The sequence below is a fragment of the Vibrio sp. 10N.286.48.F5 genome (assembly GCF_041469785.1).
GTDB lineage: Bacteria > Pseudomonadota > Gammaproteobacteria > Enterobacterales > Vibrionaceae > Vibrio > Vibrio crassostreae_C.
Genome location: NZ_JBFRLG010000011.1, coordinates 1 through 22,008 on the forward strand (window position 1 = coordinate 1; position 22,008 = coordinate 22,008).

Below are 22,008 nucleotides of genomic sequence, written 5' to 3' on the forward strand. Positions count from 1 at the left end.
TTTACTTTAATTGGTATTAGAAATGTAAGTGCTTACTTATCTCAGTCTCTTTTATAAGCAATTAACAACACAATCCACACTTCTTTATGAGAATTATTCTCAATATTTTGTTACATTTTGGTCGTTATTACTAAAAGGCAACAAATATGGATATTTCCCGTCGTAAGTTTATTCAATCATCTCTCGCTATATCTGCATTAACAGTACTACCCGCTTGTTCAATGAAGCGGTCTGCTGATGAGCAAGGAAAGTATGTTTATGACTTAACTGCTGAACCTTCAACGGCTGAGTTAGTAGCGGGATTTGATACCAATGTCTTAGCCTTTAATGGACAGATCCCAGCTCCGACGATTCGATGTCGACAGGGTGAAAAGGTCACAATTCGTTTTACGAATAAGCTATCAGAGCCGACGACTATCCATTGGCATGGCTTAAGAATTCCTATCGAAATGGACGGTGTTCCCTTCTTAAGTCAGCCACCGATCATGCCAGGTGAAACATTCATTTATGAGTTTACGCCGCCAGATGCTGGCACATTTTGGTATCACCCACATATGAATAGCGTTAAACAGCTTGGTATGGGCTTAGTTGGCCTTATTATCGTAGAAGAGAGTAATCCAATACGGTTCGATGAAGAACACGCATTGATGCTTAAACATTGGCATATCGATAAGCAAGGTCAATGGAAAGACTTAATGATTCCAAGACTCAGTGCTCGTATGGGCACTCCAGGAGAGTGGAGTAGCGTTAATGGTGTTCATGAACCTGTATACCAATTAAAGCAGCACGCAACGACTCGACTGCGTATCGCGAATGTCGATAATACGATCACTTATCCTATTGCTATCGAAGGGGCTGAGGCATGGGTGATTGCCATCGATGGTAACCCTGTAAAAACGCCTTACAAACTGACTCAACATAAAATCGGTCCAGGGATGCGTGTTGATATCGGACTGATCGCTCCTAAAGCTGGTGAGCGAGTTAACGTTCTCCATATGAAGGGGCGTTTCCCATTTTCTTTGTGTGAATTTGAAGTCGTAGATTCAGCATTTGCTCAAGGACGTTCGTTACCATTACTACCATTGAATCCAGTGCCCAACCTAGATCTTGCTAATGCTGAAGAGATCGACTTTTTATTTGAATGGGAAGGGGCTGTTTCTCCTGTATCCAAAGATGGAAAATCGATGCCTAAGTTTTGGCTAACAAATAAAAGAGCATGGGAAGGAATGAGCAAAGACAATATTCCTGAACCATTGGCGACTTTAGAGTTGGGTAAGACTTACATATTCGATCTTAAGAACGTCACTCAATATCATCACCCGATTCATATTCATGGTCATACATTTACTGTATTGGAACTTGATGGTAAAAAAATTGAAGAGCCTTTCCATACCGATACAGTGTTACTTGGAAAAAATGGCCGAGCTAAAGCTGCATTTGTTGCAGACAACCCCGGACGCTGGATGTACCACTGTCATGTAATTGAGCACATGAAAACAGGATTGATGGGATATATTGAAGTTAAGTGACACCTGTAACGTTTAATATTTGCGCATGCATTCTTAGTTTCTACCCTCGCTTTTATCGGCGTTAAAGCTAGAATATAGGGATTATTGTTTGGGAGGATTCATGGGTCAGTTATCTATTCTAGGTTTTATCGCCATCGGTGGCGCGTTTGGTGCTTGTTCACGTTACTTGATTTCAGAGTTATGCGTTGTGATGTTAGGGCGTGGTTTTCCTTACGGTACGCTGACTGTTAACGTAATTGGCTCTTTGATTATGGGATTGCTCATCGCCGCGTTTGAAAATGAGATGGTTGCGACGGAGCCGTGGAGACAAATTATCGGTCTTGGTTTCCTTGGAGCCCTGACGACATTTTCTACGTTTTCGATGGATAACGTGCTTCTTATGCAGCAGGGTGCGTTCTTCAAGATGGGGCTCAATGTACTGCTCAATGTGGTTCTCAGTATTTCAGCCGCATGGATCGGCTTCCAACTTCTGATAAAGTCTTAAAACTTTCTTACGATTTGTTAACAACTCGGCTTGGTTTATCCAAGCCGTTTTTATATACTCGATCGTACTTGTCGGAGTGCCATATGGCTGAGACCGTTAACTCGGGATCCGTTGAACCTGATCAGGCTAATACCTGCGAAGGGAACAAGAGTAGATATCTAACTAGAATCCTTCTAGAGATCTATCTCCAGATCACAACTGCATTTTCTTGCTGTGATCCCTCTTGTAGCATCTTATCCGTCAAGCATTTTTATCCCTATAAATAATGGCTAAAAGCCAAGGAAAAATGCTATGTCGAGTCGTAAACAAGCAAGACTGGAAGCGAAGAATTTCATTGATTCTTTATCTGTACAACCTTATCCAAACTCAAAAAAAGCTTACATCCAAGGGTCTCGAGCGGACATTCAAGTCCCTGTCCGAGAAATATCCCTCGCAGATAGCCTTGTTGGTGGCAGCAAAAAAGAGCCTGTATTCGAACCTAATGAGCCAATTCATGTCTACGACACCTCTGGTGTTTATACCGATCCTACGCATGAAATAGACCTTTATAGTGGCCTTCCTAAGTTGCGAGAGCAATGGATTGAAGAGCGTGGTGATACGGAATTGCTCGATGATGTAAGCTCTGTTTACACCAAAGAACGTTTAGAAGATGAAACCCTAGACGACCTTCGTTACGGAAACCTGCCTCGAATTCGTCGCGCTACTGGCGACCAATGTGTAACTCAACTGCATTATGCTCGTCAGGGAATTATCACTCCTGAGATGGAGTACATTGCGATACGTGAGAACATGGGGCGTCAGAAGTTCGCTGATGAACAGCTTAATCACCAACACCCAGGCCATAACTTTGGCGCAAACCTGCCAAAAGAAATTACCCCTGAGTTCGTGCGTAAAGAGGTCGCTGAAGGCCGAGCTATCATCCCTTCAAACATCAACCACCCAGAATCAGAACCTATGATTATTGGCCGAAACTTCTTAGTGAAAGTGAACGCAAATATCGGTAACTCTTCTGTAAGCTCTTCGATTGAAGAAGAAGTTGAGAAGCTAGTATGGTCGACTCGCTGGGGCGGCGATACCGTAATGGATCTTTCTACTGGCCGTAATATCCACGAGACTCGTGAATGGATCCTACGTAATAGCCCAGTGCCGATTGGTACGGTTCCTATGTATCAGGCGCTTGAGAAAGTGAATGGCGTAGCCGAAGACCTTAACTGGGAAGTGATGCGCGATACTTTGATTGAACAAGCGGAGCAGGGCGTTGATTACTTCACTATCCATGCTGGTTTGCTTCTTCGTTATGTTCCTATGACGGCTAAGCGTGTGACAGGTATTGTTTCTCGTGGTGGCTCTATTATCGCGAAATGGTGTCTTGCACATCACCAAGAAAGCTTCCTATACACACACTTCCGCGAGATCTGTGAGATCTGTGCGAAGTACGATGTGGCTTTGTCACTAGGTGACGGCCTACGTCCTGGCTCTATTGCAGATGCCAATGATGAGGCTCAGTTCTCGGAGTTACGTACTCTAGGTGAGTTAACTAAAGTGGCTTGGGAATACGATGTTCAGGTGATCATTGAAGGTCCTGGACATGTACCTATGCATCTTATTAAAGAGAACATGGATGAGCAGTTAGAGCACTGCCATGAAGCGCCTTTCTATACGTTAGGCCCGCTGACCACTGATATTGCACCGGGTTATGACCACATTACCTCTGGTATTGGCGCGGCGATGATTGGTTGGTACGGCTGTGCGATGCTTTGTTATGTAACACCTAAAGAGCATTTGGGCTTACCAAATAAAGAAGATGTGAAGACTGGCTTGATTACTTACAAGCTGGCAGCACATGCAGCAGACTTGGCAAAAGGGCATCCGGGCGCACAAATCCGAGATAATGCATTATCTAAAGCTCGTTTTGAATTCCGTTGGGAAGACCAATTTAATCTAGCTTTAGATCCAGAAACAGCCCGTTCTTTCCACGATGAAACCCTGCCACAAGAATCGGGCAAGGTTGCTCACTTCTGCTCTATGTGTGGACCTAAATTCTGTTCAATGAAGATCTCTCAAGAAGTTCGAGAGTACGCGAAAGACACTGAACAAGTGGCTGCTGATCAGGCTATCGAGATTAAGATGCTTGATAATCCGTTGGAAGGGATGCGTCAGAAATCACAAGAGTTCCGTGATACTGGCTCTGAACTTTATCACCCAGCAGTAGGCGCAAAAGAAGCTCAATTAGAGGAATAATGACAGTGAAGATTCTTATCCCATCTCAAAATATTGAGCTAACGGGAGAGGTGCAAAGCTGTCTATTGGTTGCTAAGCGACAAGGCTTGGCAACCGATGCAGTTGAGTTGGGTGTAAGCCCAACTCAATGCTTCTCTATCGTTGATGCTCAGCAAGCGTTATCTATTGGTTTTGCTCATGATGTTGATTCATTGGCGGAGTGTCGCTCAAGTGAGCTTGATCATATCGTTTATTACAGTCATTCAGTGGCGCTAGCTGGTGTCCGCGATGCCTTGGCACAAACTCCGAATACCATCTATATCGGTGTCTTAGATGACTCAGCTGCATTGGATATCTGGTCACAGCTAGATTCTAATCGTGCTATCAAGAGTGAAACTCCAGCTCATCAGGAGTTAGATAGTCGTGGTCACTTTGCTTGGTTACTTACTTTGTTGGCGTTGGAATTCCCATTAGAAGATGCACTGGTTTTAGCTCGCGCAGCATCTAGTGTTTCACGTGGAACATGGCCAGCAAACTATCAAAACTTTCCTATTCCCGTTCTCGAAGATGAGCGACTGGATATTAGTGTTGGTTGGGCGCACCAAGGAACATCACTGTCGTTCCCGGAATTGAGTAAGAGTAGCCTAGGACTATACCCAGTGGTTGATGATGTTGAGTGGATCGAAAGGCTGCTCAAGCTTGGAATTAACACAGTTCAACTGCGTATTAAGAACCCACAGCAAGCAGATTTAGAACAACAAATCGCGCGATCTATCGAACTCGGTAGAGAGCACAACGCTCAGGTTTTTATCAATGACTATTGGCAATTGGCACTTAAGCATGATGCTTTTGGTGTTCATTTGGGGCAAGAGGACATCGAAGAATCCAACCTATCTCAACTGAGCCAAGCTGGTATTAAGATCGGTCTATCGACTCATGGTTATTACGAGTTGCTACGCATTGTGCAAATCAACCCAAGCTATATTGCGCTGGGGCATATATTCCCAACCACCACTAAGCAGATGCCATCGAAGCCTCAAGGACTTGTGCGTTTATCTCTCTATCAGCAGCTGATTGATACTATCCCATACACAGAAGAACTCACCGGTTATCCGACAGTTGCGATTGGTGGAATTGACCAGTCGACGGCCGCACAGGTGTGGAGTTGTGGGGTATCGAGCCTTGCTGTTGTACGTGCGATTACGTTAGCCGAAGACCCAAAACAAGTGATTGAGTTCTTCGAAGCATTAATGGCTGACCGTTCTTCAGGTGCTGCTAAAGAGGTAACTCAGGAGCTAAGTCATGCTGAATGATTTCGAATTCATTCGTTATCAACGACAACTCGCACTTCCTGAAGTGGGTGAGCAAGGGCAACGCAATCTATTAGATAGCCATGTATTGGTCATCGGTTGTGGTGGCTTAGGCAATGCTGCGGCTCTCTATCTTGCGGCTTCCGGTATCGGGAAAATCGTATTAGTTGATGATGATTGTGTGGATTCGTCTAACCTTCAACGACAAGTTGCGTTCAAGGAAAGCCAGTTAGGTTCGCCTAAGGTCGAAGCTCTGAAGCAAAAACTGACTGAGCTTAATGGTCGAAACCAAGTGAGAACCATCAATAGGCGAATGACTCAGAGCCAGCTTGAGCTTGAGGTGATGCTCGCTGATTTGGTGTTGGATTGTACTGACAACTTTGAGTCACGTCAGCAGGTTAACCAAGCATGTTTTGGTAGCAAGACACCTTTGGTTTCTGGTTCTGCGATCGGATGGAAAGGTCAGTTTATTGTCTTTGATTATCAGATGCAGAAAGGGTGCTATCACTGTTTGTTCCCGTTCAGTCATCATCCACAAACGACACGTTGTAGCGATAGCGGCATCATCGGCCCAGTTGTTGGCACCATAGGCAACCTCCAAGCACTGGCAGCGATTCAACGTATTAGCACTGGCGAGTTCCAGGCTGCAACACATCAGCTCAAACTGTTTGATGGTCAGACGATGAACTGGCAAAACTTAAGTGTCACTCAAGATAGTGAATGCCCCGTTTGCTGCACATCTACAGTTAACTATTTAGAAGAAGAAACCCAATGAGCAACATAACGATCTCTATCAATGAGCAACCAGAACAGGTTGCACAATCGTCGTCTCTAGCGGATATCATCCAAGCGCTTTCACTACCCGATCTGGGTTGTGTCTTTGCTATCAATAATGCGGTTGTCCCGCGTAGTCAGTGGCAACAAAGGGTCGTCAATGAAGGCGATGCTATTTCTCTTTTCCAAGCTATTGCAGGAGGCTAACTATGTTAACTATCGCAGATAAAACATTTCAATCACGACTCTTTACTGGAACGGGCAAGTTCGCGAATAAACATTTAATGGCGAGTGCTATCGAAGCTTCCGGTTCTCAACTGGCAACCATGGCGTTGAAGAGAGTTGATATTCGCTCTGAGCAAGATGATATTTTACAGCCCATCATTGATGCTGGCGTGAACTTGTTACCAAATACCTCCGGGGCGAAGAACGCGAAGGATGCCATCTTTGCTGCGCATTTGGCTCGCGAAGCGCTAGGCACAAACTGGCTCAAACTGGAAATTCACCCTGATCCAAAGTACTTGATGCCAGACCCAATTGAGACATTAAAAGCGGCTGAGCAAATGGTTAAAGATGGCTTTGTTGTGTTGCCTTACTGTCATGCTGACCCAGTGTTGTGTAAACGATTGGAAGAGGTGGGTTGTGCTGCGGTTATGCCGCTAGGTGCGCCGATTGGGTCGAACAAAGGTATCGCTTCGGCAGACTTCTTAGAGATCATTATCGACCAAGCGAACGTCCCTGTGATTGTTGACGCTGGTATTGGTGCGCCATCTCATGCTACTCGTGCAATGGAAATGGGCGCGGATGCCGTGTTAGTTAATACTGCAATTGCGGCTTCTCAACAACCCGTTGATATGGCGATTGCTTTTAAACTGGCAGTTGAAGCTGGCCGTATGGCTTACCTTTCTGGTCTTGCTGGACAGGTGTCTCATGCGGTTGCTTCTAGTCCGCTAACTTCATTCCTAGACGAGTAGTGTCCTTATGACGTTTGTTGATCGATTTAAACAGCTCAACTGGGATGACATTGGTATGTCCATCTTCAGTAAAACGGCAGCGGATGTTGAGCGCGCTCTGAGTAAACCTAAACGCGACTTGGAAGACTTTAAGGCTCTTATCTCTCCGGCAGCAGAACCTTACTTAGAGCAGATGGCGCAACAATCGTTGGCACTCACACGCAAGCGATTCGGCAATACAATGTCGTTGTATATTCCATTGTACCTCTCAAACTTATGTGCGAATGCGTGCACGTATTGTGGTTTCTCAATGGAGAACCGCATTAAGCGTCGCACACTTACTTTAGATGAAATCGATGCTGAAAGTGCCGCTATCAAAAAGATGAAGTTTGATAGTGTATTGTTGGTGACTGGTGAACATGAAACCAAGGTCGGGATGAAGTACTTCCGTGAAGTGCTACCGAATATTAAGGCACAATTTAACTATCTTGCGATGGAAGTGCAGCCGCTTGATCAAGATGACTACGCAGAGCTTAAAACTCTCGGCTTAGATGCGGTGATGGTTTACCAAGAAACGTATAGCCCAAGTACCTACGCGGAACACCACTTGCGTGGCAATAAAATGGATTTTGAATACCGGCTCGAAACGCCCGATCGTTTGGCAAAAGCGGGTATTGATAAGATAGGTATTGGCGCTTTGATTGGCTTGGAAGATTGGCGTACCGACTGTTTCTTCGTGGCCGCTCACTTAGACTATCTTGAGCGTACTTATTGGCAAACACGTTACTCGATTTCATTCCCACGTCTTCGTCCGTGTGAGGGTGGTTTGCAGCCTAAATCGATTATGAGTGATAAACAGTTGGTTCAACTTATCTGTGCGTATCGTTTATTAAACCCTGAGGTTGAATTGTCTCTCTCGACTCGTGAGTCTGCAGCTTTCCGTGACAATGTGTTGCCATTGGGAATCACCAGTATGTCGGCTGCGTCTAAAACCCAGCCTGGTGGCTATGCTTCTGATGAAGAAGAACTCGAGCAATTTGAAATAAGTGATGAGCGAAGTGCTGCCGATGTTGAGTCAATGATTCGTCAACGTGGTTTTGATCCTGTGTGGAGAAACTGGCACAGTGCTTACTCTGGTTAGCGAACACGCAGATTTATGTTCCACGTGAAACATCGACGAAGTTAAATCGACAAATAAAAACGGCTACCCTAAGGTGGCCGTTTTTCATTTCATTAAGTTTGAATTAGCTAAGCATTAAGCATTAAGCATTAAGCATTAAGCATTAAGCATTAAGCATTAAGCATGAGCAAGTGGAGTGGTTGATTGGCGTAACCATTCCAATGTATCACCTTCAACTAATGGGCTAACATCGTTCCATACTTTCTGGTGGTAATCATTAAGCCATGCAAGTTCAGGTCGTGTCAGTAAATCGACGTTGATGTTGCGCTTATCGATAGGGCAACGTGTTAGCGACTCAAACGTTAGTACTGAGAAGTCACCTTGAGTTGGCAGCTCAACCACCAGTTCTAGGTTTTCGATACGGATACCAAATTCATCTGCACGGTAGTAACCCGGCTCGTTTGATAACACCATGCCTTCAACAAGAGGTACATCGATTAGCTTCTTAGAGATGCTTTGCGGACCTTCATGAACACTTAGGAAATGACCAACACCGTGACCAGTACCGTGGTCGTAGTCGAAGCCTTCTGCCCATAAGTGTTGGCGAGCTAGAATATCAAGTTGGAAACCACGAGTACCCTGTGGGAAACGTGCACGCGCGATACCGATGTGACCTTTAAGCGCTAACGTGAACTGCTGGATCATTTCGTCGCTTGGCTGGCCAATCGCGATAGTTCGAGTGATGTCGGTTGTACCATCTAGGTACTGACCGCCTGAATCGACTAGGTAAAGAGTATTCATCTCTAACTGACCTGGTTCAGGTTGATTCTCGTGGTTGTAGTGACACATTGCTGCGTTACCGCCTGCAGCTGAAATCGTGTCAAAACTTAGATCCATCAGTGTTGGGTCTTGTTCACGGAATGACTGTACTGTGTCTGCTAGTACCGCTTCGTTGTGCAGATTACCTTGCGCCACTTCTGCATCAATCCAAGATAGGAATTTTGCCATCGCCACGCCATCACGGATGTGACACGCTTTCATGCCGGCAATTTCTGTTTCGTTCTTCGCGGCTTTTGGCATTAGGCATGGGTCGGCTGCTTCAATGATATGAGCACCAGCGTTTTGGAGAACAAGCGTGTACCAAGCATTGCTTGTGCCTGAATCAACAGACACATTCTTACCTTCTAAAGATTGAAGGCGGGCTTCAAGCTCAGATGGGTGAGAAACACGAATACCATTACCAACGTGCGCTTCAAAGCCTGCAGGGATACGAGCGGGGTCTAAGAAGAAATCGACACTTTCATCGGCGTGAATGATTGCATTAGATAACACAACCGGCAGACGAGATACGTCTAAACCACGAATGTTGAGTAACCAGCAGATTGAATCCAGCTCAGTAAGGATAGCGGCATCAGTGCCTTTGGCTTTTAGTAGGCTTGCAATTTCTTCACGCTTACTTTCACTTGATTGGCCAACGGCGTCGGTTGCCATGAGGCGAACATCAGATACAACAGGCTCAGGGCGATCAGACCAAAGCTCATCAATCGGGTTTGCCGCTAGTGTTGTGAGTTCTACTTTATCAGCTAGTTTAGCTTGTGCGCCTTTCAACCAAGCCGCCGTATGCATGCGTGGGTCGAATGCAACTTTACTGCCTTGTGCGAGTGAATTGATGATCCAATCTAAAGCCGGTTCTTCAATAAGATGGCGATACTCAAATAGCTCACCAGGTACTTGTTTACGAACCTGGACGGTATAGCGACCATCAACAAAAATAGCCGCGTTTTCGCGAGTGATAACAGCCGCACCTGCAGAGCCAGTGAAACCGGTTAGCCAGTGAAGTCGCTCGTTGTGAGCTGGAACGTATTCACCTAGGTACTCGTCTTCATGTGGAATGATAACAGCATCTAAGTGGTTTGCTTCAAGCCAAGCTCGAACCGCAGCAACGCGTTCAGCAGTGATATTGTGCATCTGTGTTTATCCTTATTGTTAGGGTCCTTGTTAACACTCACAGTCGATATACATGCGAGGGGACTTATTAGGTCAATAAGCTAGCGCTTTTGTTCGTTTGCTGCAAACGCTGTACGCCATTTTTATCTAAGGTGCAGAGTTTTTTCTTTGATGATATCTCGTAGCCAAGTTAACGCTGGGTCATTTTCTCTGTCACGGTGCCAAAACAGAGTGTATGCCATCGGTGGGAATTCCATCGGTAAAGGGACAACCACTAAGTCGAGTTGCTTGGCGACGAGGTAAGTAAAGTGGCTTGGTGCAGTAAACACAAAGTCGGTGTAGGTACATAGGCTTGCGGCGCTATTGAAGTCTGGAACAGAAATAGCGATATCTCGCTGATGACCAAGATCAGCTAGTTTGTAGTCGAGCAGCCATCGATCGTTCCCATCACATCTTACTTGTACATGACGCTGCGCAAGGTAGGTTCCCAAATCCCATTTACCACTTAGAGCAGGGTGGTTACGCCTTAATACACACATTTGTGCATCACGGTAGATCTCTTGTTCGCAGATGTCGTCTGGCGGCAGCATGGTTAAGCGCGCGTCGTTGATGTCGATGTCTTTGCCTGTGAGTCCGATATCTAACTCACCAAGCTGTAGCTTCTTAAAGGTTTGCTCCGTCCAAGCGTGGGTGTTGATATTCACCTTAGGGGCTTGTCGAAATATCGCTGGTAAAAAGTGGGGAAGAATAAGTGGGTAAACGCTCTCAACAGCCGCAATGTGAAAACTGTGGTCACTGTTGTTGGGAATGAAGGTCTCTGGTTGGGTGAGCACATCAAGTTGGTTGATCAGCGTTTCTAATCGAGGTTTGAGAAAGACCGCCTTTGGTGTTGGTCGCAGACCATGAGCACTTCGCGTGAAAAGGGGATCATTAAATTGCTCACGAAGTTTGGCCAATGACTTACTAACCGCTGACTGGCTTAGGCACAATCGGTGGGCGGTGCGAGTCACACTTAGCTCTTCCATCAGCACCTGCAAGCAAACTAATAGATTGAGGTCGAGGCGCGATAGTTTCTCAATATTCATATGAGTTTCCTATTTGGAATAATGCTAATGAGTATATGCCATTTTTGTTCATATCTTTAGTTGGTTATTATGCACCTAAATTAACTCATTCGGAGAATCTTGTGCCTTCTAACGCGCTTCCAACCCCTAGTAAACTGCAGGTTGCTTTATTGGCAATGCTGGTTCTTTTTAGCCCTTTGGCTATTGATATCTACCTGCCAGCTCTGCCACAAATTTCGACAGCGTTTCACGTGGAACATGCACTAGCACAAGATACGATTACTTGGTTTTTATTTGCCATGGGTGTCGGCCAACTATTTGCCGGCCCTTTGGCGGATAAGCTAGGACGTCGAACCGTTGCATTGGGAGGTGTTAGTATCTATGCATTGAGTGCTTGCTTGGCGTGGGCAGCTCAATCGATTGATATGATGCTAATAGCTCGGCTGCTACAAGGCTTAGGAGCTTGTGCGACTTCTGTAGCTGCCTTTGCAACGGTTCGCGATCTATTTGGTCCAGAGAAGAGTGGCCGAATGATCAGCTACCTTAATGGTGCTATTTGCTTTATTCCTGCATTGGCACCGATTCTTGGCGCTTGGTTAACTCATCAATTTGGCTGGCGTTCGAACTTCAGCTTTATGGCGGGTTTTGCCGTCGTTGTCGGTACTATCTTATTCTTCCAAATGAAAGAATCGAACCCGGTGACGGAAAAGGTAGCGGTGTTCAAACTAGAGCGCTACTGGTCAGTATTAAAAACACCTTCATTCCTATTCCACGCAACTCTATGTTTGATGGCGATGGCAGTGATCCTCGCTTATGTAACCTCAGCACCGGTTGTGTTGATGGAGAACCTTGGCTTAACCATGAAAGAGTTTACTTTCTGGTTTGGTGTTAATGCGGCCATCAACATTGCAGCTGCGTTTACTGCACCTAAATTTATGGACCGTTTTGGTACCTATAAAGCACTGGTGGTTGGTATCTCGACGCTGGGCTTAGCGGGTGTGATTATGTTGGTGCTTGCTGAGCACGCTACTCCAATCGCGTTCATGCTACCGATCTTCTTATCGTCAGTTGGCTTTGCTTGGATTCTTGGTGCTGCGGCAGGTAAAGCTCTAGAACCTTTCGGTGACCGTGCGGGTACAGCTGCTGCGCTGCTTGGCTTGTTCCAAATGAGCGGTTCAGGGCTTCTTGTGGGTACCATGCAACGTCTTGATTTAACGTCGCAAGTGATGATTGCTCTGCAAATGTTCCTGATTGTTCCTGCGTTATTAGTGCTTGCGAGCAAAGCGGGTAAGTCTTGGCACACGACGTTTGCTAAGGCATAAGTTACAAGGGTGACAAAATATACAAATGGCGGTTTTCGAAACGTTAAAACATGGTATATTTGTCACTCATTGAAACGTTAGTCCCCAACGGAAAATACTGTAATGTCATTAACAACCTACGAAATGGCGCGCGTCTTAGAACAAATGGAAGATGCACCTGAAAAGGTCATGTTTGGTAAACTGCTTAAAGAGCTAGGCAACCAAAGTGAAGAGCGTATTCGCAGTGCGGCAAAACAAGTTCCAATCGATACTTTGCGAGATATCATTTACCAATTTCAGCGTGTGGTAGAGTCTCGTAAGGGTGAGCAGGTTCAGCTATTGGCAAAAGAACTTGCAGAGCAAGGCATCTCTGCTGAAGAGCTACAAGCTTTTCTAAATAAGTAAGCTTATCCCAGTTAAAAAAGAAACCACTCAATTGATTGGTTTCTTGCGTTTGGGCTGTAGCATTTAGCTTTAGCAGTTCAAAAGAGGTGAAAACTTATTTTAATTCCTGAACTGCGCTTTCAAAACTCTATCAAGTGAGAATGGTCCTGCGCCCCACACGACAACGATAAGAATCATTAACCCCCAAAGCTGATGATCGTAGAAGCCTTGATCCCACAATACAGGGTAAGACACGACAGCAATGATATTGAAAACGAACAACACCGCAGCCATAGGTCGTGTTAATAAACCGAGCGCTAAAAACATCGGTAGAATTAACTCAGCGGCAGTGCCCATGTAAGCAGCCAATTCCCAAGGTAGCAGTGGCACTTGGTATTCCAATTCAAACAAGTAAAGCGTGCTATCCCAAGTAGCTATCTTGGTGAGTCCAGAATTAAAGAATACCCACGCCACCCAAAGGCGACAAAATAGTAGAAGCACTGGAACAAAAAGTGCCTGTGATTTCTCAATCAAACTGTCGTATTGAGCCATCATGTTCGTGACTGTGTTGTTATCCATGTTATGCCTCCAATTCGGCATTGATTGAAAAACCTGAGATGACGTTTAGCGCCATAACAGTATTCAGATGTTGTAGTAATAAAGGATCGATTGCTGAGAGTGTTCGACCTGATTGCAATTCAGTGAGGAGTTGGTGGCTCTCTTCACTCAAACTATGGCTCTCAACCTGTGAATTCTCAGCTCGGATTAACACCCCAAATTCAGCTTGGTTGATGTCTAGCCCATCAAGTTGCTGCTGATAGATGGCGTGTTCAAGCGCGATAATCGTGTAACTAGAATGAATCAGTGTTATTGAATCTTTGAGATGAAAGACTAAAGCGCCTTGTTGCTCTTGTGGTACATCTGCAAGGCAAGAAAGAGGTCTCTGGTCGACATGTGCTTGTGACGAAAACCTTACCAAGCTATCTTTCTGCCATTCATACAAAGCCACTTCACCGAGATAAGGTGCAGCCTCAATAACGGCAGGAAAGGCTTGGATAGTCTGTTCAAAGTGTTCACCGTAACCACTGACATCACCAGAGGTCGATGGATAATGTAAGACATGTTGACGAGCCATCTGTTGGAAGCACTCTTCACCAACCAACATTTCAGTGAGTGGGTAGGTTGCTGCCAGAACTTCGCTCAAGCTGATCACAAAGTTATTACGGTAAATCTGGATGCGTTGTTCATCGGTAAAATGGTCGCTCACTATGTCGCAGTACTCACCATTGTTTTGATAGCGTAGGGCGTTAGCAAACTCCAATTGAACCTCTGCTAGGGAGTGGCTCATGAGGCGCGACTCCTTTGGTTGAACTTGTCGTGTTGATACAAGATATCACTGGCTTTGGTTGCTTCAGCCAATAAAACTTGTGGCTCTGGGATATCGAGATCCCACTCAATCAAGGTATGGCGCAAACCATGTTGTGCAACCCAGTCAGTGTAGAGTTTCCACACTTCGTCACAGACAGGTTTACTGTGTGTGTCTATCCAGATCTCACCTTGTTCAAGCTTCTTTTTGGTAAAACCTGCCAAGTGAATCTCTTCAACTTTGTCTGCTGGTATTCCGTTTAAGTACTCTTCACAACTAAAGCCATGATTAAAAGATGAGACGAAAATATTATTGAAATCGAGCAGTAGGCGACACTCAGTACGCTTTTGTACCTCAGCCAAAAACTCCCACTCAGGAATAGTAGAATGCTTGAAGGATAGGTAGCTCGATGGGTTCTCAATCAACATCGGGCGTTGCAAGCTGTCTTGAACCTCGATGACATTACGACAGAAGACTTCCAATGCTTCTTCTGTGTAAGGCAGCGGTAGCAAGTCATTGAAATAATGACCACTTTTCTGACTCCAACTGAGATGATCAGAAACCAAGAAGGGTTCGATATCATCAATGAGCTCTTTTAATTGCACAAGATGATGTTGATTGATGCGCTCAACAGAACCTAGCGACAACCCAACACCGTGACAACTGATGTTGTGTGCGTGACGAATTTCTCTGAGTTGTTGTCGTTGCGGTGATTGAGCTAAGAAGTAGTTCTCGCTGTGAACTTCTAACCAACTTACTAAGGCTGGATTTTGGCTAAAGAAGTCCAAGTGCGGTGTTCTAAGGCCAACCCCTGCGTAGGGGTGAAGAGTTTGAGTCACAACGATTCTCCTAACAAGAAGTGGAGGTGAGCTGAATGTCAGCTCACCATACTAAGCAGCTCAATTATGATGATTGAGTGTTACCACCTGATAATTTGCCACATAGCCCTTTAGGTACGACTACGAACGCATCGGATTGGTTGTCTTCTTTTGCTGTACCCGCACATGAGCTTGTTTTGGTTGCACAATCATTTTGGCCAGCTTTTGCCACGCCGTAGCATTTTTCTTTTGCTGCTGCTTCCGCAGGTGCTGATGTAAGAACTGCACCGCCGAACGCTAGTACACTTGTGATTGCAGCTGTAACAGCAAGATTAGAATTTTTCATAGTCATTCCCTCTAGGACTTAATAGTATTTTATATCGCAGGTTAATGGATTGTTAACTTGCTTACTAAAAAGGATAGGAAGAACTAGGAAATAATTTCACGACATTATAAGAAATATCAATATTAATGATGTGTTAGCTATTAAGTTACTGATTATATGATGTTATTTTTTGATTGTTTTTTCTTCTTATTATCCTAAACGCAGCCTAGTGTTTAGGTTATAATCAACTTTTATGTATAAATACCCAGTAGTGAGCATATCCAATGATAGATCCTTCGCTTTTACTCGATGGCCTAAACGATAAACAACGTGAGGCGGTCGCGGCACCTTTAGAAAACCTACTTATTCTGGCAGGTGCAGGCAGTGGTAAAACGCGAGTGTTGGTGCATCGTATCGCTTGGCTGCAAAGCGTAGAGCAAGCATCACCGTTCTCTATTATGTCGGTTACCTTCACCAACAAAGCGGCAGCAGAGATGCGTGGTCGTATTGAAGAGTTGATGATGGGTAGTTCGTCAGGCATGTGGAACGGCACCTTCCATGGTATCTGTCACCGCATCCTTCGTGCTCACTACCTAGATGCAAAACTGCCAGAAGATTTCCAGATCATTGATTCTGATGATCAGATTCGTTTGCTACGCCGCTTAATCAAGGCGCAAAACCTCGATGAAAAGCAGTGGCCTGCTAAGCAAGCTTCTTGGTGGATCAATGGCAAGAAAGACGAGGGGTTACGCCCAAGTCACATTGACGCCTACCATGATCCAATAACTCAAACGTGGTTAAAGATCTATTCTGCTTACCAAGAAGCATGTGACCGTGCGGGTTTGGTCGACTTTGCGGAAATCTTGCTGCGATCGCATGAACTATTACGCGACAAGAAACACATTCGAGAGCATTACCAAGCACGCTTTAAGCATATCCTTGTCGATGAATTCCAAGATACCAACAACATCCAATACGCTTGGCTTCGGATGATGGCTGGCCCAGATTGTCGCGTGATGATCGTAGGTGATGATGACCAATCTATCTATGGTTGGCGTGGTGCGAAGATCGAAAATATTCAGAAGTTCTTGGATGAATTCCCAGGAGCTTCGACGGTTCGACTTGAACAAAACTACCGTTCAACTAAAACCATTCTGCAGGCGTCGAACGAGCTTATCTCGAACAACACCGAACGTATGGGTAAAGAGCTGTGGACCGATGGTAACGATGGCGAGCCAATCTCTGTGTACTCAGCTTATAACGAGCTAGATGAAGCACGTTTCACGGTCAGCAAAATCAAAGAGTGGCAAGAGAAAGGCGGTGCGTTAGAAGATACCGCGATGCTTTATCGTAATAACGCCCAATCTCGTGTGCTTGAAGAAGCGCTTATCCAAGGTGGCCTGCCTTACCGAATCTACGGTGGCATGCGATTCTTCGAGCGTCAAGAAATCAGAGACGCCTTGAGCTACATGCGCCTCATGAGCAACCGCAATAATGATGCCGCGTTTGAACGTGTGGTTAATACGCCAACGCGTGGCTTGGGTGATAAAACGTTAGAAACGATTCGTCTTGCTGCTCGTGATCGTGGTGCAACCATGTGGGAAGCCAGTGTTGCTTTGATAGAAGAGCAAGTGCTACCCGGTCGTGCTGCGGGCGCATTAAGTCGTTTTATCGAGCTGATTAATGCGCTTGAAGATGACACGTTGGAACTTAGCCTGCATGAACAAACCGACCACGTGATTAAATCGTCGGGTCTGTTTGCTATGTACGAGCAAGAGAAGGGTGAGAAGTCGAAGGCACGTATCGAGAACTTGGAAGAATTGGTAACGGCAACGCGCCAGTTTGAAAAGCCGGAAGAAGCGGATGAGATGAGCATGCTGACGGCGTTCTTAACTCACGCAGCTTTGGAAGCGGGTGAAGGTCAGGCCGATGAGTTTGACGATGCGGTTCAGTTAATGACTTTGCACAGTGCTAAAGGCCTAGAGTTTCCAATGGTGTTTATGGTGGGTGTCGAAGAAGGCATGTTCCCAAGCCAGATGTCGGCCGAAGAAGCGGGGCGTTTAGAAGAAGAGCGTCGCCTGTGCTATGTCGGTATGACCCGTGCGATGGAGAAGCTCTACATCACTTATGCTGAAATGCGTCGTTTGTATGGTCAAGACAAGTACCACAAGCCATCTCGTTTTATTCGTGAACTACCAGAAACCTGTCTGGATGAGGTTCGTATGAAAGCGCAAGTGAGTCGTCCTGCTAGCAGTGGCCGCTTTAGCCAAACCGCCGTGAAAGAGAACTTTAACGAAACAGGCTTTAGTTTGGGTTCTCGCGTTAAGCACCCTAAGTTTGGTGAAGGCACTATCATCAACTTCGAGGGAAGTGGCCCGCAGAGCCGAGTTCAAGTCGCGTTTAACGGTGAAGGCATCAAGTGGTTAGTAACGGCTTACGCGCGTTTAGAGCAGCTTTAATCTATTACTTCAGCATCTAATAACCGTTCATTATTGAAAACAAAAAGAGCAGCCAATGGCTGCTCTTTTTTATTGCGTACCGCTTTAAGCGGTCATAATACATGACTGACTAGAAGGGATCTTACAGTGCTTCAAGTGCCGCTTCGTAGTTTGGTTCTTCAGTGATCTCTGCAACCAACTCACTGTGTGTTACCACACCCTTTTCATCAACAACGACAACTGCACGTGTTGTTAGGCTTGCTAGTGGACCTTCAGCAATCGCTACGCCGTAGTCTGATGCGAATGTAGGAGAACGGAAAGTTGAAGCGTGTTGAACGCCTTCAATGCCTTCTAGTTCGCAGAAGCGACCTGCAGCAAATGGTAGGTCAGCAGAAATACAAACAACCACCGTGTTCTCAAGCTCTGCCGCTTTTGCGTTGAACGTACGTACGCTCGTTGCACAAGTTGCTGTGTCGATGCTTGGGAAGATGTTTAGAACCACTTTCTTGCCTGCAAGAGAAGCAAGAGTCAGTTCAGAAAGATCGCCTGCAGTTAGTGCAAAGCTTGGTGCTTGTTCGCCAGTTTGTGGGAATGTGCCAGTTAGCGGTACAGCAGCGCCTTTGAAGGTAACGTGTGACATGAATTTGTCCTTAGTTTACTTATGGTTATGAAACTAGTTGAGCCTAGTAAGACTTACGTTACTCGGAAGTGGTTAAGAAGTGAATTATTTAAATGTCAGAATTGTAATCAAAGGTCTTTGATTTATTTGTTTTAGGGGAAGAAAAAGCGGGACGACAGATAAAGAAAAACCCCGAGAGCTTGCGCTCATCGGGGTCTATAGTCTTACTCGCAGCAATCCGGCTACTAAGTGTGCTCCATGCATCAAATCCATGATAGTGTGCTGTTATCCTTCAGCGTATTCCTTTCGTCGCCTTCCTAGCGGTGTCCTTGATCTTATCCTGATCTGCCAACAATCCTCGTTAGCGCGCGTCACTTGTTCCTTGAGCGGTGTCCTTTACATCATCCTGATGTTCAGTCCTTTCCTCGTCCAGAGGTGTCCATTGTCTTTCCTTAGTAGCAACCATCCTAGTTACTATTGCGTCCATTCAATGTCCATTTCGCTATCCATGCCGATTATTCATCCTGAGTAATCGAATCTTCATCCTGAAGATAACCAAGTCCTTGGCGTTTCCTGTTCCGTGTCAGCATCCTTCCGACACCATTCATATTACCGATTCCTTATTTATCAGCAATGGTGCATAAGCGAATTTCTATATAATTATTTGAATGATAAATGTACGTATTGTTTAATTTCAATCGGTTACGGTTTGTGGGTGACTAATTTCGTCATCAAATATCGATATTTACTCACTGCCTTGTGAGAGATCTCGCACAAGGCTGCGAGTAAAAAGGGAGGATTATTCCCTATTGGCCAATAGCTGCACCTTCACGGCGAGGGTCTGCAGCACCTTCTAGACCATCTTTTGTGATGCGAATAGCGTGTAAACCCGAGTTAAGATCGCGAACGTTGACCTCAAATCCCATCTTTTCTAGCTCAGGTTTGAAGTTTTCCGCTGATGTTCCTTTTTCCAAATCTAAGGTACCGAAGCGATTTAGGAAGTGTGGTTGGTTGATCGCTTGTTGGATATCCATGTCCCATTGGGTGTGAGCAATGATCGCTTGTGCCACATAACCGATGATACGGCTGCCTCCCGGAGAGCCAATTGCCATGTAAGGTTTATCGTCTTGCATGATGATGGTCGGTGCCATTGAAGAACGTGGGCGCTTACCCGGTTCAAGTCGGTTCGCGATAGGTTTGCCATCGTTATGAGTCTTGAATGAGAAGTCGGTTAGTTCGTTATTGAGTAGGAAACCTCTAACCATCAAACGTGAGCCAAAGGCATTCTCAATAGTGGTAGTCATCGATACGACATTGCCATCACTATCGACAATGTTGAAGTGGCTGGTGGACGGCAACTCAATAGAAACATCTTGGCTTCTCTGCATCGCATGATCCCACGGTGGGGTGCCTGAAGGTGCGCTGTCTAATGCCTTACCTGCGGTAATTAACTGAGCACGCTCCTGCAAATAGTCAGTATTCACTAACCCTTGGGTTGGCATAGGCACATAATCTTGGTCTGCCATGTACATACCACGGTCTGCAAAGGCTAAGCGAGAAGCGTCTGCTAACACTTGCCAAGATTTTGCGTCGTTTGGCCCCCATGATTTGAGGTCAAACTGCTCAGTCATTGCAAGGATTTGTCCAACCGTTAACGCACCTGAACTTGGTGGCCCCATTCCGCAAATATCGTAGCTTTCATAAGCAGAACAAACCGGTTCGCGCTGCTTGATCGAATAGGCGTCGAAATCTTTCTGTGCCAATACGCCCGGGTTACCTTTCGCTGTTTGTACTGTGTTAATGATGTCGGCAGAAATCTCACCTTGGTAGAAAGCTTTAGCACCATCCTTCGAGATAGCGTGTAACGTTGCCGCGTATTCAGGGTTCTTAAGTTGCGTGCCAGCGGCTTTCGGGCTGCCATCGGCATTGAAGAAGTAGGCTTTAGTTGTCGCAAAGCGGCTCAGACGTTCTTGGTCGTTTTCGATCAAGGTGGCTAAACGTGGGCTGATAGTAAAACCTTCTTCAGCTAACTGAGCGATAGGTTTAATCAGTGATGCCCATTCGAGCTTGCCGTATTTCTGGTGAGTGTCCCACAGCAATTGCACCGTGCCCGGCGTGGCAACAGAACGACCGCCAACCACGGCATCATAGAATTTAAGCGGTTGTCCGTTTTCGTCTTGGAATAGACGTGGGGTGGCATCAAGTGGCGCAGTTTCACGGCCATCGTAGGTCTTGAGCTGTTTGTCTTTGCCATCAAAATAGACAAGGAACGCGCCGCCACCAATACCTGATGACTGAGGTTCCACTAAGCCAAGCATAAGCTGCACGGCAACCATGGCGTCAATTGCGTTACCACCACGGGCAAGTACATCAGCACCGGCTTGTGTTGCAAGAGGGTTGGCTGCGGTGACCATCCAATCGTTGGCTTTAACGAGTTGTTTGGTTTCTAAACCACTACTTTGTTCGGGTGCGACGGAATCGGCAGCTTGATTTGCCCAACTGACGTGAGAGGCAAAAAGTAGGGTAGAAGTGGCGAGGGTTGTTAGTTTTGTTTTCCACTGCATGATCTTCTCCTTTTAATATGCAGAGCTAGATTGGCAGCGGAAAGATTAGATAGCCAGTGCGTTGTTAACGAATTGTAATCTTGATTCGAATTTAAGCGATTAAACCGGACAGCGACTGCCAAAGAATACTCGCGCCAATCAGGCTGAATACCACGCCACATAAGCCATCGATGTATACCGTTGCTTCGCTAAGTTTCTTCTGTAGAGCCTTAGTCGAAAGCATCCACGCCAGTAGTGAAAACCAAAACAGAGACAGACCAAACAAGATAATAAGCGCAAAGCCTTTACCTGATAGAGACATGTCGGCAGGCACTAAGCTCGACATCAAGCTAATAAAGAACACCAAAGCTTTTGGGTTGAGAATATTGGTCGCAAACCCTTTCGAAAATGCCTGACGCTTGTTGGTCAGAATCAGATCTTTGGCATTGACGGTATCGTCGTCATCATCGTGGTTCTGAATGATTTGCCAGGTTGCTTTAAGTGCACCGTAGCCTAAGTACAGCAAGTAGCTACCGCCAGCCAACTGGATAATGGCAAATAGGGTTGGTTGCTGGTGGACTAGGTAACTGATTCCCGTCAGGCTGAGCAACGAATGCAGTAAGATCCCGCAAGATAAACCAAGCGCAATGTACAAGCCTGTTTGTCTGCCGTGGCGTGTCGCATTTTGCACGACTAACGCAAAGTCAGGGCCGGGGCTCATCAAAGCGATGAAATGGATAGAGGCGAGGGTGATCAGTATGGTGACTTCGTTCATGTCAGTTCTCAATAACGTTGCCGCTATTATTAAATAAG

At 45.7% G+C, this 22,008-nt stretch carries 20 protein-coding genes and 1 riboswitch; of the genes, 11 read left to right on the forward strand and 9 right to left on the reverse strand.

What is annotated here, in order from left to right; translation table 11 throughout:
* The first annotated feature begins 146 nt into the window (after positions 1 to 146).
* The 8 genes from AB4185_RS08785 to thiH all read left to right on the forward strand — a co-directional run bounded on the left by AB4185_RS08785 (position 147) and on the right by thiH (position 8,411).
* A complete protein-coding gene (locus AB4185_RS08785; protein ID WP_372101256.1) occupies positions 147 to 1,529 on the forward strand; it encodes a multicopper oxidase family protein in 1,383 nt (460 codons plus the stop codon).
* A 100-nt stretch (positions 1,530 to 1,629) separates the two neighbouring features.
* Complete coding sequence (crcB, locus tag AB4185_RS08790) at positions 1,630 to 2,013, forward strand: fluoride efflux transporter CrcB (RefSeq protein ID WP_004736665.1); 384 nt, start codon at positions 1,630 to 1,632, stop codon at positions 2,011 to 2,013.
* Between the two features lie 62 nt (positions 2,014 to 2,075).
* Positions 2,076 to 2,174: riboswitch (TPP riboswitch) on the forward strand.
* 130 nt (positions 2,175 to 2,304) lie between these two features.
* Positions 2,305 to 4,254, forward strand: coding sequence for a phosphomethylpyrimidine synthase ThiC (gene thiC, locus AB4185_RS08795; RefSeq protein ID WP_102333086.1), 1,950 nt, complete (start codon positions 2,305 to 2,307; stop codon positions 4,252 to 4,254).
* Positions 4,254 to 5,546, forward strand: coding sequence for a thiamine phosphate synthase (locus AB4185_RS08800; protein ID WP_017061314.1), 1,293 nt, complete (start codon positions 4,254 to 4,256; stop codon positions 5,544 to 5,546). The genes thiC and AB4185_RS08800 overlap by 1 nt, the downstream gene beginning before the upstream one ends.
* Positions 5,536 to 6,318 (forward strand): ThiF family adenylyltransferase, encoded by a 783-nt coding sequence (locus AB4185_RS08805; protein ID WP_372135351.1) that lies wholly within the window; start codon positions 5,536 to 5,538, stop codon positions 6,316 to 6,318. The genes AB4185_RS08800 and AB4185_RS08805 overlap by 11 nt, the downstream gene beginning before the upstream one ends.
* On the forward strand, positions 6,315 to 6,524 hold the full coding sequence (thiS, locus tag AB4185_RS08810; RefSeq protein ID WP_017061316.1) for a sulfur carrier protein ThiS: 210 nt from the start codon (positions 6,315 to 6,317) through the stop codon (positions 6,522 to 6,524). The genes AB4185_RS08805 and thiS overlap by 4 nt, the downstream gene beginning before the upstream one ends.
* A gap of 2 nt (positions 6,525 to 6,526) precedes the next feature.
* Positions 6,527 to 7,291, forward strand: coding sequence for a thiazole synthase (locus AB4185_RS08815; RefSeq protein WP_065584384.1), 765 nt, complete (start codon positions 6,527 to 6,529; stop codon positions 7,289 to 7,291).
* A gap of 7 nt (positions 7,292 to 7,298) precedes the next feature.
* On the forward strand, positions 7,299 to 8,411 hold the full coding sequence (gene thiH, locus AB4185_RS08820) for a 2-iminoacetate synthase ThiH (RefSeq protein WP_372135352.1): 1,113 nt from the start codon (positions 7,299 to 7,301) through the stop codon (positions 8,409 to 8,411).
* A gap of 156 nt (positions 8,412 to 8,567) precedes the next feature.
* Here thiH and AB4185_RS08825 read toward each other — a convergent pair whose 3' ends face one another.
* Complete coding sequence (locus AB4185_RS08825; RefSeq protein ID WP_372135353.1) at positions 8,568 to 10,358, reverse strand: aminopeptidase P family protein; 1,791 nt, start codon at positions 10,356 to 10,358, stop codon at positions 8,568 to 8,570.
* 122 nt (positions 10,359 to 10,480) lie between these two features.
* Positions 10,481 to 11,422 (reverse strand): LysR substrate-binding domain-containing protein, encoded by a 942-nt coding sequence (locus AB4185_RS08830; protein ID WP_004736656.1) that lies wholly within the window; start codon positions 11,420 to 11,422, stop codon positions 10,481 to 10,483.
* A gap of 101 nt (positions 11,423 to 11,523) precedes the next feature.
* Here AB4185_RS08830 and AB4185_RS08835 point away from each other — a divergent pair, with 101 nt between their 5' ends.
* Positions 11,524 to 12,723 carry a multidrug effflux MFS transporter gene (locus AB4185_RS08835; RefSeq protein ID WP_198599892.1) on the forward strand — a complete coding sequence of 400 codons (1,200 nt, stop codon included), beginning with the start codon at positions 11,524 to 11,526 and terminating at the stop codon, positions 12,721 to 12,723.
* Between the two features lie 102 nt (positions 12,724 to 12,825).
* Entirely contained in the window at positions 12,826 to 13,107 is a 282-nt protein-coding gene (locus AB4185_RS08840; protein ID WP_009848181.1) for a hypothetical protein, read from the forward strand.
* A gap of 99 nt (positions 13,108 to 13,206) precedes the next feature.
* Here AB4185_RS08840 and AB4185_RS08845 read toward each other — a convergent pair whose 3' ends face one another.
* From AB4185_RS08845 to AB4185_RS08860, 4 genes are all read right to left on the reverse strand, one after another.
* Positions 13,207 to 13,665: a DoxX family protein gene (locus AB4185_RS08845; protein WP_017061322.1), complete on the reverse strand. Its 459-nt coding sequence runs from the start codon at positions 13,663 to 13,665 to the stop codon at positions 13,207 to 13,209.
* Position 13,666: 1 nt separating this feature from the next.
* A complete protein-coding gene (locus AB4185_RS08850) occupies positions 13,667 to 14,434 on the reverse strand; it encodes a DNA-binding domain-containing protein (protein WP_017061323.1) in 768 nt (255 codons plus the stop codon).
* Positions 14,431 to 15,291 carry a DUF692 domain-containing protein gene (locus AB4185_RS08855; RefSeq protein ID WP_065584380.1) on the reverse strand — a complete coding sequence of 287 codons (861 nt, stop codon included), beginning with the start codon at positions 15,289 to 15,291 and terminating at the stop codon, positions 14,431 to 14,433. The genes AB4185_RS08850 and AB4185_RS08855 overlap by 4 nt, the downstream gene beginning before the upstream one ends.
* 64 nt (positions 15,292 to 15,355) lie before the next feature.
* Positions 15,356 to 15,616 carry a DUF2282 domain-containing protein gene (locus tag AB4185_RS08860; RefSeq protein WP_004736650.1) on the reverse strand — a complete coding sequence of 87 codons (261 nt, stop codon included), beginning with the start codon at positions 15,614 to 15,616 and terminating at the stop codon, positions 15,356 to 15,358.
* Between the two features lie 263 nt (positions 15,617 to 15,879).
* Between AB4185_RS08860 and uvrD the strand changes: the two genes are divergently transcribed.
* The gene (gene uvrD / locus AB4185_RS08865; RefSeq protein ID WP_017062987.1) at positions 15,880 to 18,054 is read left to right on the forward strand and encodes a DNA helicase II; all 2,175 of its coding nucleotides are present in this window, start codon (positions 15,880 to 15,882) and stop codon (positions 18,052 to 18,054) included.
* 121 nt (positions 18,055 to 18,175) lie between these two features.
* Here uvrD and tpx read toward each other — a convergent pair whose 3' ends face one another.
* The 3 genes from tpx to AB4185_RS08880 all read right to left on the reverse strand — a co-directional run bounded on the left by tpx (position 18,176) and on the right by AB4185_RS08880 (position 21,970).
* Entirely contained in the window at positions 18,176 to 18,673 is a 498-nt protein-coding gene (tpx, locus tag AB4185_RS08870; protein WP_017061326.1) for a thiol peroxidase, read from the reverse strand.
* Positions 18,674 to 19,458: 785 nt separating this feature from the next.
* Positions 19,459 to 21,216 carry a gamma-glutamyltransferase gene (ggt, locus tag AB4185_RS08875; protein ID WP_017062985.1) on the reverse strand — a complete coding sequence of 586 codons (1,758 nt, stop codon included), beginning with the start codon at positions 21,214 to 21,216 and terminating at the stop codon, positions 19,459 to 19,461.
* A 91-nt stretch (positions 21,217 to 21,307) separates the two neighbouring features.
* Positions 21,308 to 21,970, reverse strand: a complete 663-nt coding sequence (locus tag AB4185_RS08880; RefSeq protein ID WP_017061328.1) for a LysE family translocator — start codon at positions 21,968 to 21,970, stop codon at positions 21,308 to 21,310.
* Positions 21,971 to 22,008: the final 38 nt, after the last annotated feature.